Genomic DNA, 12,304 nt, shown 5'->3' with positions numbered 1-12,304 from the left:
GATGCGCTTACTTCGCGGCTTGCGTGCTGGCGAACCAGGCGTCGTAGTTGATGGCGCCGAGACGTGCGTTGCCATCAGGGACGAGCGAACTGTCCTGCAGCTCCGCGCCGAAATACCGCGCGTGCTTGTCCACGACGACCTCGCGCAAATCGTGAGTCGCTCCCATGAAACGTTGCACGATGTCGGCGAGCCGCACGCGCTCCGGACCCGCGATCTCGACGATGCCGTTACGCGGTTCGCCCGCCGCAAAATCCGCGACCGCAAGCCCGACATCGTCTGAGGCGATCGGTTGAAAAAGCGCAGGCGACAGTCGCACGGTCCGACCAGCGCTGCCCGCCTGAGCAATACCGCCGAGAAATTCGAGGAACTGCGTCGATCGAACGATCGTGTACGGCACGCCCGATTCGCGGATCAGCTTTTCCTGAACGACTTTGCCCTGGAAATAGCCGCACTCCGGGAGGCGGTCGCAACCGACGATCGACAGCGCGACGTGATGCTGCACGCCTGCGGCTACCTCCGCGGCGAACAGATTCTTGCCGGCGGTCTGGAAGAACTCGAGCACGGCGGCATCTTCGAACGATGGCGAATTGGCCAGATCGACCACGACGTTCGCGCCGGCCAGCGCTTCGTTCAACCCTTCGCCGGTGATCGTATTGACGCCCGATGCCGGCGACGCCGCGACGACATCGTGACCGCGCGCGCGAAGGTGCTTGACGACTTTGCTGCCGATGAGTCCGGTACCGCCGATTACGACGATCTTCATGATTTTCTCCAGATGTGTGTGCGGCCGCGGAGCCGCGATTGATTGTTTCGAAGCGCCGGAAATTCACCGGCTTTTGTGCAGCAAACATCGTAGACATGCGCTACGTCGTGCGGTAGGCGCGCCAAAGAATTACCGTGTTGCGTCGAGTGCATCAATCGGCGAGTCGCCATTCAGTGCGTGTCCATATTCCAAGGTCGATAAAGTCGCCGGGCATTGCAGATCGAGTGCTCTCGTGTGTTCGGTCATGTAGTCGATGAACACGCGGATGCGCGCAGGAAGCTGCTTGCGACTGAGGTAGCAGAGGTAATGACCGCCGTCTTCGGGCGCGTGTTGTGTGAGGCAGCAGATCAACTTCCCGTCGTCGAGCAGATCGCACACCTGGTAGGCGGGTAACTGCGCGATTCCCAGTCCGTCGAGCACGGCCTGCAGCATCAGGTCGGCGTCGTTGAACGTGTGCTGCGCGAACGGCTGGCATCGCTGTGTGTGGCCGTCGACCTTGAATTCCCACTCCTGAATGCGGTTCGACGCCGAACGGAAATTGATGCAGCGATGCTTCGCGAGTTCATCGACGTGACGCGGCAACCCGTGAAGCCGTGCATACGCGGGCGACGCGCAGACGATCATCTGCATCGGAATCAGCTGCCGCGCGACGATCCCGCTGTCTTCCATCCGGCCGTCGCGGAACGACACGTCGATGCGGTCGAGCGTGAAGTCGGCGGGGCGATCGCTTAGTAGCAATTCCACCGTGATCTCGGGATAGCGTGCGTAGAAACCACGCAGCAGCGGTGCGATGATCTTGCGGCCGAAGCCGGGCGTCGACGAGATTCGCAGATGGCCGCGCGGCGGTCCGTTGCGCAGTTCGCGCATGTCTTCCACCGCCTGGGCGATGCGCTCGATGCCCGGCTGGCAGTTCTCGTAGAACAGTTCGCCTTCGCGCGTCAGCGTGGTGTTGCGCGTCGTGCGCAGGAACAGCCGTGCGTCGAGCTGTGCCTCGAGCTTTTGCACGTGCCGGCTCACCGACGAGCGGCCGATGCCGAGGCGATCGGCCGCACGGGCAAAGCTGCCTTCATTGGCAACCGTGAGGAAGGAAACGACGCCGGCGTAACTGGTCGCAAAACTGCTTGCGAGCGGGTCATCGGCGTCGGCGATGGGGCGCGGAAACGATTGATCTGACATGAGAGCGCGAGTCGTGGGGGCCATACACGACTAGACGAACCGGCGCTCCGGGTTGTGACATCGCCCGCCATTCCCCGCGGCCGGGCTTACTTCTCTGGCATGAGAACCGGCGCGCCCCTGTCCTTCAGCAGCAGCACGACGAACTTTGCCGGCTGTGTCTGGCTCGCGTTACGCCCGACCGTATGAATATCGTTCGGACCTTCGTAGAAGGTCTGCCCCGGCGTCAGCGTGACTTCCTTGCCGCCCTTGACCTGCATCACGATCGATCCTTCCAGCACATAGACGAGCACGTGCGCATGATGCCGATGCACGGGATCGACGGCACCGGGCGGGTACTCGACGGTGATCATCAACGCTTCCTTGCCCGGGTAGTCTGCGAGGGCTTTCGTCATCAACGGTGTGACGATGGCGGTGGGCGCCACGGCGTAAGCGGCGCCGGTCGGTGCACTTACCGCGACGACAGCAGTGACCGCGGCCAGCACGGCATTCTTCAAGCGAAACATGGCGATGGTTTTCCTGGATGATGCGGTCCGCGCATGCGGAAAAAAATGTGGACCGCAAATAACCTCGCTCAGACGAGGTTGGCCTTGTCGAGACCGAATGTCTTGTCAGCAGAACCCGGCACGGTCCGGAACGCGATGTTCGCGCGGTTCCATCCGTTGATGGACATCACGTCGTACGTCAGGTCCGACAGTTCCTTTTCGGAGAACTGGGCGCGGACGTTTTCGTACATATCGTCGGACACGCCGTGTTCGGGAAGCTTCGTCAGCACCTCGGTCCATGCGAGCGCGGCGCGTTCGCGAGGCGAGAAAAGCGTCGACTCGCGCCACACCGGCAGATGGTAGATGCGCAGTTCGCGCTCGCCATGAATACGCGCTTCCTTCACGTGCATGTCGACGCAGAAGCCGCAGCCGTTGATCTGCGATGCACGGATAGACACAAGATCGCGGGTCGTTTCTTCGATCGCGCTGTCCTTCAGCAGGTTGCTGAATTCGAGGTACTTCTTGAACAGTGCCGGTGACTGCTGAATGTAGTTGAGACGTTGCGTCATGATTTCTCCTGGCGATGAGGGGCGAACGCCCATGCCCGGCAGGTGCGGCCCGCGGACATGGGTCATACGAACGAATCTTAGGAGGGGGAGACGGAGCGCGGTAGGCGGTCGGACCGGCTCACGGTGTTGCTCAACCAGCACCAATCGATGGCACGACCAGCGCTCAGCCGTGAGCGTGGACAGCCGCGATGCGCACCAGCTTGTCCGGATTACGCTGCACGTAAATACGGAGAATGCGTTTGCCGTCCGTTTCGATGCAAAGCGCCGATTCGAGTTTGCCTTCGATGAACCGCAGCAGCGCCCACTCGCCGTTGAGCGCCACGAGCCTGGTGCCGACTTCGCTGCCGTAACGTCGCGATGCCGCATAGAAAAGCTGCGCAATGCGCCGACCGCCGACCATCGGCTTCGGGAAGCTCGTGACTTTGCCGCCGCCATCGCCGATCAGTGTCGCGTCTTCCGCGAGGAAGGCGTTGATGGCCGGGAAGTCGCCGCGTTCGAGTGCGTGCGCGAAGCTTTGCAGCAGTCGCAGATGCGTGTCGTGCGGCACGATCTGGCGCGGGTGCTCATCGCGGAGCTGCACCTTCGCGCGACTGACCAACTGACGGCATGCCGCTTCCGTCTTGCCGAGGATTTCGGCGACTTCGGCGTAGTCCGCATCGAAGACTTCGCGTAGCAGGAACGCGGCCCGCGCTTCCGGCGTGAGTCGTTCGAGCAGGATTAGAAAGGCGAGGGAAACGTCGTCGGTGCGCTCTGCGACCTCCTCGGGCGTGGCGGGAGACTCGGTTACCTGGGGCTCGGGCAGCCAGATGCCAGCATAGTACTCGCGTTGAATTTTTGCCGCGCGCAAGCGGTCGATGGAAATCCGCGTGGTGACCGCGACGAGCCACGCTTCCGTGTTGTCGATGCTGTCGCGGGCCGTCGCATGCCAGCGCAACCACGCGTCCTGCACGATATCCTCGGCTTCGGCGACGGACCCCAGCATGCGGTACGCGATCTTCTGCAATCGCGGCCGGAGCCGGTGGAACGCATGCGCAGCGTCATCCATGAACGGACTTCCTCCTGTGTTTCTAGCGCTAGCGCTAGTTTGACGTGACGACCCTGACCCACTCGCGTGACGACGAGCGGGAACGTCAACCCGGGCTTCATGCGAGGCTAAACCTCGAAAGGCTATCGTAACCGACCCAGCATCTTCGTTCACCCGCAGCGACACGCGAATGGCGCGGTTAAGTATCCCTTAAGCATAGACATCGGATATTGGTCGATTCGCGTTCCAGGATCATGTCCGGACGCTTGGGGTGCCGTCGCGCCAGGGCTTTTCAAGATCGATTTCATGGACGACTTTCACAAGTTGCTGGAGCACGCCGGTTTGCGGCCGACGTCGCCGCGCATCAAGGTTCTGGGGTTTCTTCGCGCGCACGCTCACGAGCACTTCAGCGCGGAGCAGGTCTACCGGAGCCTCGCCAGCGACGAACGCAACATGAGCCTGTCGACCATCTACCGTGTCCTCGGGCAATTCGTCGAGGCAGGGCTGGGGTCGGCCGTCGTTATCGGCGACGGCAGCCTCGTGTACGAACTGAATGACGGGCGCCGGCACTATCACGTGATGTGCAACGCGTGCGGCAGCATCGAGGAGTTTGCCGACGCGGAGATCGACGCGCGCCTGAAAGAGGTTGCCGCCGGACTGAAGTTCTCGGTGTCGGACCCGCGAGTGATGCTCTTCGGTCTATGCGCAGCCTGCCGGGATCGCGACATGTCCACGAAAACCGCGTTACCCGAGAAGCCCGTGCTGCGTCACCAACCCGCTTCGATGCCCGAGCCCGGGAACAAGCCACGTTGACCCGTTGACGCATCGAATCCGCAGCCTGCGATCGTCGAGTCAGGCGCAGCGGGTCTGCCGCTACTTCCATCCCACCTCTTCGCTGCGTCGCAACGACGCGCTGAATTCCATTCACGGCGCCGACCCGCCGCACCGCACCAAAACCCAAAGCAGATTTGCAGGATCGTTCAAGAATCTCGCAGGATCAGGTAAGCGCAATCGCAGACGATCGGGCACACTCGCGCGTACACCCGGCATCAAGTCCGGGCTTTCCCCACGGAGAGGTTCCATGTCCATATCGTTTGTTCTCAACGGCAAGAACGTCACGGTCGATGCCGATCCCACCACGCCGCTGCTCTGGGCGATCCGCGAGAACGTTGGCCTGCACGGCACGAAGTTCGGCTGCGGTATGGCGCAATGCGGCGCCTGCACGGTTCATTTCGAAGGCACGGCCACCCGTTCGTGCGTGCTGCCGATTGCCGCCGTCGCGGGCAAGCACGTCACGACCATCGAAGGCATCGAGAGCCGTCCCGCGAAAGCGATTCAGGCCGCATGGGTCAAGCTGCAGGTTCCACAGTGCGGGTACTGTCAATCCGGGCAGATCATGTCCGCGACTGCTTTGCTCGAACACAACGCAACGCCCACCGACGCCGACATCGACGCCGCGATGAACGGCAATCTCTGCCGCTGTGCGACCTATACCCGCATTCGCGCGGCCATCCACGAAGCCGCTGCCACCCTGAAGGCCTGACCATGACGACCGATCTCGATCTCACGGGTGCGGTGCGTCCTTCCCGCCGGACTTTCCTTAAAGCAGCCGGCGCCGTTGCGGCCGTCGGCCTCACCATCGGCTTCGAGTGGACCGGCTCGGGCCGCCGCGCGCTCGCCGCTACATTGCCCGATGCGACGTTCGCGCCCAATGCGTTCCTGCGCGTCGCGCCCGACAACAGTGTCACGGTCATCGCGAAGCACGTCGAGATGGGCCAGGGTGCGTACACGGGCATCGCGACGATCGTCGCCGAGGAGCTCGATGCAAACTGGCAGGACGTGCGCGTCGAAAGCGCGCCCGCCGATGCGAAGCGCTACGCGAATCTCGCGTTCGGGACGATCCAGGGCACGGGCGGCAGTTCGGCGATGGCGAACTCGTGGATGCAGTTGCGCGAAGCCGGCGCGAAAGCGCGCGCGATGCTGGTCTCCGCAGCGGCCGCGCAATGGCAGGTGCCCGCCGCCGATCTGACCACACGCGACGGCAGCGTGCATCACGCGGCCACCAACCGGAGCGCGACGTACGGCTCGCTCGCGTCGGCTGCCGCGAAGCTGCCGGTGCCGGACAAGGTCACGCTGAAGTCGCCGAAGGATTTTCGTCTGATCGGCCAGCAGCACTTACCGCGCGTCGACGTGCCGCCGAAGACCAACGGCACCGCGCAGTTCACGCTCGACATGACGTTCCCCGGCATGCTGGTCGCGCTGCTGCAGCGGCCGCCGCTGTTCGGCGCGACGGTCAAATCGTTCGATGCATCGGCGGCGAAAGCGGTGCCCGGTGTCGTCTCGGTCGTGCAGGTGCCGGGCGGCGTCGCAGTGGTCGCGAAGGGTTTCTGGGCGGCGAAGCAGGGCCGCGACGCGCTGAAGATCGACTGGGACGATTCGAAGGCCGAGAAGCGCAGCTCCGACGCGATCATGGCCGAGTACCGGCAGCTCGCCGAACAGCCCGGCGCATCCGCGCGCAAGGACGGCGACGCGACGCAGGCACTCGCGGGCGCGGCGAAGAAGATCTCGGCCACCTACGCGTTCCCGTATCTGGCTCACGCGCCGATGGAACCGCTCGACGCCGTCGTCAAGCTCACCGCCGACAGCTGCGAAATCTGGGCGGGCGACCAGTTCCAGACCGTCGACCAGGGCAACGCCGCGCACACGGCCGGGCTCGATCCGCAGCAGGTGAAGATTCACACGCTGTATGCGGGCGGCAGCTTCGGGCGGCGCGCGAACATGCGCTCGGACTACATCGTCGAGGCCGTGTCGATCGCGAAGGCGCTGGGCGCGAACGGCACCCCGGTCAAGCTGCAGTGGACCCGCGAGGACGACATCCACGGCGGCCTCTACCGGCCGATGTATTTCCACAAGCTCGACGCAGGCCTCACTGCTGACGGCAAGCTGGTCGGCTGGCGGCACCGGATCGTCGGCCAGTCGATCATGGCCGGCACGGCATTCGCGCCCGTGATGGTCAAGAACGGGGTCGACGGGACATCGGTTGAGGGGGCCGCGAACGTGGCCTACGCGATTCCAAACGTCTCGGTCGAACTGACGACCACGCAGACGGGTGTGCCCGTGCTGTGGTGGCGGGTCGTCGGTAGCTCGCATACGGCGTTCGCGGTCGAGGCATTCATCGACGAAGCCGCGCACGCGGCGGGCAAGGACCCGTTCGTGTTCCGTCGCGATCTGCTCGCACACGAACCGCGCATGCAGGCCGTGCTCGAACTCGCCGCGCAGAAGGCGGGCTGGGACCCGGCCAAACCGTTGCCGCAAGGTCGCGGGCGCGGCATCGCGGTCGCCGAGGCGTTCAAGACGTTCGTCGCGCAGGTCGCGGAAGTGTCGGTCGACAAGGACGGCACCGTGAAGGTGGAGCGCGTCGTCTGTGCGGTGGATTGCGGCACGCCGATCAATCCCGATGTGATCGCCGCGCAGATGGAAGGCGGCATCGGCTTCGGCCTCGGGGCTGCGTTGCACAGCGCGATCACGCTGAAGGACGGCAAGGTCGAGCAGAACAACTTCGACACCTACCAGGTGCTGCGGATGGCGGAGATGCCGAAGGTCGAGGTGCACATCGTGCAGTCGGGCGAAGCACCGACCGGCGTCGGCGAGCCGGGTGTCGCGCCGGTCGGACCGGCGGTCGCGAATGCGATCTTCGCGGCCACCGGCAAGCGGATTCACACGCTGCCGTTCCCGGCTGCGGGGGAGAAGAGCGCCTGACGCACGTCTGACGGAGTAGCCGAAGACGACGGACCTGTCTGTCGTCTTCGGCCCGATTTCGACATCGCCTGCAGCACACGTCCTGTACCATTTCACGTGGCCCGGCCAACACCCGCGGCCCACGAAAACAGGACCCTCAGTGCAGACCACACCCAACCCGACACACGAACGGATCGACATCGATCCACCAACCACCCAGCGGCTCTCCAAAGTCATCGTCGCGACGGCGCTCGTCGGCGGCCTCGAGATTTTCGATTTCACGATATTCGGATTTTTCGCGGCCACGATCGGCGAACAGTTTTTCCCGTCGACCGATCCGATGACGTCGTTGCTGCTCGCAGCCGGCACCTTCGGTGTCGGCTTTTTCATGCGTCCGCTCGGCGCGATATCGATCGGCGCGTACGCGGATCGCGTCGGCCGCCGGACCGCGATGACGACGACCTGCTGGCTGATGGCGCTCGGCACCGCGGCGATTGGCTTCTGTCCGCCGTTCAGCGCGATCGGTCTGGCCGCGCCTGTGATCGTCGTACTTGCGCGGGCCGTGCAGGGCTTTGCGGCGGGCGGTGAGCTGGGCGCGGGGGCCAGCTATCTGCTGGAAGCGGGGCCCGTGTTACGCCGCGGTTTCCGGGTCAGTTGGCAACTGGCTGGCCAGGCGAGCGCGGCGTTGCTTGGGGCGATGCTCGGCGTGCTCCTGACCAGCACGCTGTCGCCGGCGAACCTCGCGTCGTGGGGCTGGCGTATTCCGTTCATCGTCGGTCTGTTGGTCGCGCCGCTTGCAATCTACGTGCGACGCCAGCTTCGGGAGATCCCGCTGCCCGCCGCGACCCACGCGACTGGCGCGACCCACGTACGCCATCGCGCGCCGCTCGTCGAACTCTGGCGCGACCATCGCTCGACGCTGATTCTCGCCACGCTCACGATGATCTGGCACACGGTCACGGTCTACGTCGTCGTCTACTACATGCCGAGCTACCTGATGCGTGTGATGCATCTGCCGGCCGCCGTCGGGTTCCGCTCGGCTGCGTTGTCGGCGCTGCTGCTGGCGATTGTGTCGCCGGTGTCGGGCCTGCTCGCGGACCGGCTGCGGCGCCGCAAACCGCTGGTGCTCGCGACCTCGGGTGCGACCGCGCTGTTCGTGGTTCCGGTCTTCATGATGATCACCCGCGCGCAGGGCACGCTGCCGCTGCTGCTGGGTGTCGGAGCGATCTGCGTGCTGGTGGCGCTCGGCACGAGCGTGAACCTGCTGCTTGTTCTGGAGGCGCTCCCGGCGCGGGTGCGCGCGAGCGGCCTCGCGACGTCGATGGCCGTCGCGGTCGCGCTGTTCGGCGGCACGGCGCAGTTCGTCGTCACCGCGCTGATCAAATGGACGGGCAACCCATTATCCGCGGCCTGGTACGTGGCGCTGGCGTGCGCGACGAGCTTCTGCGCGTTCGTGCTGTTCCGGGAGCGGGCTCATCGCGGGTAGCGCTTCGACTGTCCATGCGCGAATGCATGGCGCAGTGAGGGACGCTTCTCACGCCCGCGCCGCGGCCACCTCGCGAAAGTCGCGCGGCGCCATGCCGTACGAGCGCCGGAATGCGCGCGTGAAATCGGACGAGCTCGTGAAGCCGAGTCCGTACGCGATCTCCGTCACCGTGAGATGCCGGCAGCGGGCGAGTTCGTCGACCGCCTGCCGCAATCTGAGGTGCCGGATATAGGCGCCGAGTCCGCCTTCGTGCTGGAACAGCCGGTATACGCTGGGGCGCGAAAGTCGCAGCGAATCCACGATGTTTTCGGGCGAGAGATCCGGATTGCGAAGGTTGGCCTGGATGTGCCGCCGCACGTGGCCGAACATCGCCGCACGGGCCGCCGCGCGCACACTGCCGTCGAGGCCGGCCTGCTTGCCGAATGCCGCGACGAGCAGTTCAGCGGCCGCGCGGATCGCGCTTCGCGCCGCGTCGGCGTCCATGTCCGCGACATTCCCGCCGAGCGCCGTCACGTGTTCGAGGATCAGGCGCGTGAGCGGTGTTTCGTCGCGCATCGTCCGGCCGTGCAGCGCTTCCGGATCGGGAAACACTTGCGCCGCCAGTGCGCCCGGCACGAAGAACGTGAGCACGCGGCAGGCATTGCGCCGCATCCGGACGGGCTGCCCCATGTCGAGCGCGAGAAAGGTGGCCGCACCCGTGCCGCCCGCGCGCGGAGACGAGCGGACCGACACGTCGTCGACGTCGCCTTCGAGGAACACGTGGAACACGAAGTCGCGAATGCTGTCCGTCGAGATGCGGGCGAGCGACCGATCGAGCAGCATCGTGTCGGAGCGGCAATCGGTAAAAACGAATTCGCCGACGCCATAGCGGTCGATCGATGCGTTGAACGGCATCTCCAGTGCGGAGCGGGTGGGCAGAACGTCGATGACATGGCCGACCCGGTCTCGCCATGCCAGCAGTTGCTGGTGCGGCGCGAGGGCCTCAACGTCGAAGTGGCTGTGGACCATGCCCTCTTTCTGCAGAGGGCCTGAATCAGCAGGGGTAGCGTGGTAGGTCATGCTGTCGGTTTCCGCCGCGGCACATCGTGAAGCAACCGCGGCGCCGATTTTATCGGATAAGCGAACGCGAACGGAATCCCCAAAAACAAACCTGATATAGCGAAATCTATATTCAGACGAAATCGGAGACATGGCGGCCATCCGCGCAATGCCCCCTGTCGTGTCCCAAAAACTGAGACGCACGGTCAAGACAGCCCGGTCCGGCATGGGCACAATTCCCCGAAACGAGGCGCCACCCGGTCTGAAAGTCGCGGTCCCGTCGGATGCAGTTCATCGACGCGGATCAGGAAGACGACACGACCCGGCCTTCGAACACAGTCAGTGCCGCTGCCGACCGGACTGGCCGGACTATAAATCGATCGGTGCAGGACCTGAGAGAAACCACGCGTTGTACGCCTGGTGCAATGCCCGGCGCGACCCCGGCTTGAGCATTCGATACGTTGTCGGAGCAATGACAGCGTCTCCGTGCTCGAGCCGGTGGTCATACGGGATCGGCGTTGCCGCATCGGCCGGCCGCGCCGCGCGATCTACACCATCAACGAAACCCACCCCGGACACCGGCGCGCGAACCCGCATCGCATCCGGTGACAGTGTCGTTCCAGCGCGTAGCCTGCGCGAGATCGGCCGCGTAGAAACGCACGTTGTCGCGGGTTGGGTCGTCACGCTGCCTTGCCGCTTACCTTGTCGAGCGTCGCGATCAGCCCGGCGAGCGTTTGCCTGCAGGCTGCCTGATCGGGCGTGGCGGCGCGCAGTGCGGCGAGCGCGCGGTCGATCGCCTTGTCGACCGTGTGCCAGTCCGCTGCCGCGCGCGGTTTCAACGACGGTTCCGCGTCGTCCCATGCGACCTCGAGATCCTTGATGCGCGCCTTGCCTCCGGCGAGGTCGCCCTTGTCGACGAGTGCCGCGGTATCGGTCGCGACTTTGCGAAACGGCGACAGGTCGCCGAGCTTCGACGCGGCTGCGGTCTGCGCCGCCTGTGCCGCTTGTGCGGTAGCGATGCCGATCGTGCCGGGCGAAACGTGTGCGAGACCGATCGCCGAGATCGCGATGAGCGATGCGATGACCGTCTGGTTCAACCTGCGTTGATTCACGAGTGATCTCCTGAGTGAGTGTGAACGATGAAGCGTGCCGGCACCGTTACTCGCGGATGCGGGTGATGCGTACGGTGCGTTGCTCCGTGACGCTCGACCACGCGACCAGCACGACAATGACCGCGAGAAACAGCGCGCTCGTGCGGATCGTGCCGAGACCCATGCCGCCGTAATCGCGCGCCTGCGAAAGCAGGTCGCCGAGCGAAGCGCCGAGCGGACGCGTCAGGATGTAGGCGATCCAGAACGTCAGCACCGCATTGGCGCCTGCGGAATAGGCGGCGGTTACCAGTGCGATCAGCGCGGCGAATGCGAGCACACCGAAGGTGAAGCCGAGCCCCAGCGCTTCGGTCGCGAGATCGCCGGCCGCGGTGCCGAGCGCGAACGTCAGCAGGATTGCGGCCCAGTAGAAGAGCTCGCGACGCGTCGTGAAGATCGTGTGGATGGACAGCGTTCGCTCGGTTCGATACCAGAGCGCAAACGTGCACGCGAGCGCGACGGCGAATACGGCGGTGCTCACATAGAGGCTGACGCCGAGACCGTCGGTCAGTGCATCGGTGACCTGCGTGCCGACCACGCTGACGAGCACGACGGTCAGCCAGTAGAGCCATGGTACGTAAGCGCGAGCGCGAAGCTGCGCCGTCAGCGCGACCAGCAACAGCACGGACATCGCAGCACCCGTCACCGCAGTGCCGAGGCCGACGTGCACGGCCAGGTAGTCGGCACCCGTCTCGCCGACGGTGGTTGCCATGATCTTGATCGCCCAGAAGACGAGGGTTGCTTCCGGGACCTTGTTGCGCATGAGCGCAGCGGAATAGTTCGCGGTGTCGGTCAAGTGTCTCTCCCATCCGTAGTCATGCATACCGGCAGGCGCCGGATTTCGACGCCAATATGCAGGCAGATTCCTTATGAATTGCTT

12 protein-coding genes are annotated in these 12,304 nt (G+C 64.7%); 4 read left to right on the top strand and 8 right to left on the bottom strand.

Annotated elements, in window-relative coordinates; translation table 11 throughout:
• Positions 1-7: 7 nt before the first annotated feature.
• From ACREXZ_RS19700 to ACREXZ_RS19680, 5 genes are all read right to left on the bottom strand, one after another.
• The gene (locus tag ACREXZ_RS19700) at positions 8-763 is read right to left on the bottom strand and encodes an SDR family oxidoreductase (protein WP_431765794.1); all 756 of its coding nucleotides are present in this window, start codon (positions 761-763) and stop codon (positions 8-10) included.
• Between the two features lie 129 nt (positions 764-892).
• Entirely contained in the window at positions 893-1,939 is a 1,047-nt protein-coding gene (locus tag ACREXZ_RS19695) for a LysR substrate-binding domain-containing protein (protein ID WP_431765793.1), read from the bottom strand.
• Between the two features lie 86 nt (positions 1,940-2,025).
• On the bottom strand, positions 2,026-2,442 hold the full coding sequence (locus tag ACREXZ_RS19690; protein ID WP_431765792.1) for a cupin domain-containing protein: 417 nt from the start codon (positions 2,440-2,442) through the stop codon (positions 2,026-2,028).
• 68 nt (positions 2,443-2,510) lie between these two features.
• Positions 2,511-2,990: a carboxymuconolactone decarboxylase family protein gene (locus ACREXZ_RS19685; protein ID WP_431765791.1), complete on the bottom strand. Its 480-nt coding sequence runs from the start codon at positions 2,988-2,990 to the stop codon at positions 2,511-2,513.
• Positions 2,991-3,153: 163 nt separating this feature from the next.
• On the bottom strand, positions 3,154-4,035 hold the full coding sequence (locus ACREXZ_RS19680) for an RNA polymerase sigma-70 factor (RefSeq protein WP_431765790.1): 882 nt from the start codon (positions 4,033-4,035) through the stop codon (positions 3,154-3,156).
• 285 nt (positions 4,036-4,320) lie between these two features.
• On the opposite strand from ACREXZ_RS19680, the gene ACREXZ_RS19675 reads away from it, so the two are divergent.
• The 4 genes from ACREXZ_RS19675 (at position 4,321) to ACREXZ_RS19660 (ending at position 9,238) form a co-directional block, all read left to right on the top strand.
• Positions 4,321-4,827 (top strand): Fur family transcriptional regulator, encoded by a 507-nt coding sequence (locus tag ACREXZ_RS19675; protein WP_431765789.1) that lies wholly within the window; start codon positions 4,321-4,323, stop codon positions 4,825-4,827.
• 268 nt (positions 4,828-5,095) lie between these two features.
• On the top strand, positions 5,096-5,557 hold the full coding sequence (locus ACREXZ_RS19670) for a (2Fe-2S)-binding protein (RefSeq protein ID WP_431765933.1): 462 nt from the start codon (positions 5,096-5,098) through the stop codon (positions 5,555-5,557).
• Positions 5,558-5,559: 2 nt separating this feature from the next.
• A complete protein-coding gene (locus tag ACREXZ_RS19665) occupies positions 5,560-7,773 on the top strand; it encodes a molybdopterin cofactor-binding domain-containing protein (protein ID WP_431765788.1) in 2,214 nt (737 codons plus the stop codon).
• Between the two features lie 139 nt (positions 7,774-7,912).
• Entirely contained in the window at positions 7,913-9,238 is a 1,326-nt protein-coding gene (locus tag ACREXZ_RS19660) for an MFS transporter (protein WP_431765787.1), read from the top strand.
• Positions 9,239-9,286: 48 nt separating this feature from the next.
• Here ACREXZ_RS19660 and ACREXZ_RS19655 read toward each other — a convergent pair whose 3' ends face one another.
• The 3 genes from ACREXZ_RS19655 to ACREXZ_RS19645 all read right to left on the bottom strand — a co-directional run bounded on the left by ACREXZ_RS19655 (position 9,287) and on the right by ACREXZ_RS19645 (position 12,187).
• Positions 9,287-10,504, bottom strand: coding sequence for a helix-turn-helix domain-containing protein (locus ACREXZ_RS19655; RefSeq protein WP_431765932.1), 1,218 nt, complete (start codon positions 10,502-10,504; stop codon positions 9,287-9,289).
• A 452-nt stretch (positions 10,505-10,956) separates the two neighbouring features.
• Entirely contained in the window at positions 10,957-11,388 is a 432-nt protein-coding gene (locus tag ACREXZ_RS19650) for a histidine kinase (protein WP_431765786.1), read from the bottom strand.
• 46 nt (positions 11,389-11,434) lie between these two features.
• Positions 11,435-12,187 (bottom strand): COG4705 family protein, encoded by a 753-nt coding sequence (locus tag ACREXZ_RS19645; protein ID WP_431765931.1) that lies wholly within the window; start codon positions 12,185-12,187, stop codon positions 11,435-11,437.
• Between the last annotated feature and the right edge of the window lie 117 nt (positions 12,188-12,304).

This window comes from Paraburkholderia sp. (assembly GCF_050742655.1).
In the GTDB taxonomy this organism is placed as follows: Bacteria; Pseudomonadota; Gammaproteobacteria; order Burkholderiales; family Burkholderiaceae; genus Paraburkholderia.
This window is presented reverse-complemented; position numbering and strand designations above follow the sequence as displayed.

Coding starts and splice junctions, on each gene's coding strand:
- ACREXZ_RS19695 (WP_431765793.1), bottom strand. CDS start 1,939: ATGTCAGATCAATCGTTTCCGCGCCCCATCGCCGACGCCGATGACCCG.
- ACREXZ_RS19690 (WP_431765792.1), bottom strand. CDS start 2,442: ATGTTTCGCTTGAAGAATGCCGTGCTGGCCGCGGTCACTGCTGTCGTC.
- ACREXZ_RS19680 (WP_431765790.1), bottom strand. CDS start 4,035: ATGGATGACGCTGCGCATGCGTTCCACCGGCTCCGGCCGCGATTGCAG.
- ACREXZ_RS19665 (WP_431765788.1), top strand. CDS start 5,560: ATGACGACCGATCTCGATCTCACGGGTGCGGTGCGTCCTTCCCGCCGG.
- ACREXZ_RS19700 (WP_431765794.1), bottom strand. CDS start 763: ATGAAGATCGTCGTAATCGGCGGTACCGGACTCATCGGCAGCAAAGTC.
- ACREXZ_RS19655 (WP_431765932.1), bottom strand. CDS start 10,504: ATGCCGGACCGGGCTGTCTTGACCGTGCGTCTCAGTTTTTGGGACACG.
- ACREXZ_RS19670 (WP_431765933.1), top strand. CDS start 5,096: ATGTCCATATCGTTTGTTCTCAACGGCAAGAACGTCACGGTCGATGCC.
- ACREXZ_RS19645 (WP_431765931.1), bottom strand. CDS start 12,187: ATGCGCAACAAGGTCCCGGAAGCAACCCTCGTCTTCTGGGCGATCAAG.
- ACREXZ_RS19675 (WP_431765789.1), top strand. CDS start 4,321: ATGGACGACTTTCACAAGTTGCTGGAGCACGCCGGTTTGCGGCCGACG.
- ACREXZ_RS19685 (WP_431765791.1), bottom strand. CDS start 2,990: ATGACGCAACGTCTCAACTACATTCAGCAGTCACCGGCACTGTTCAAG.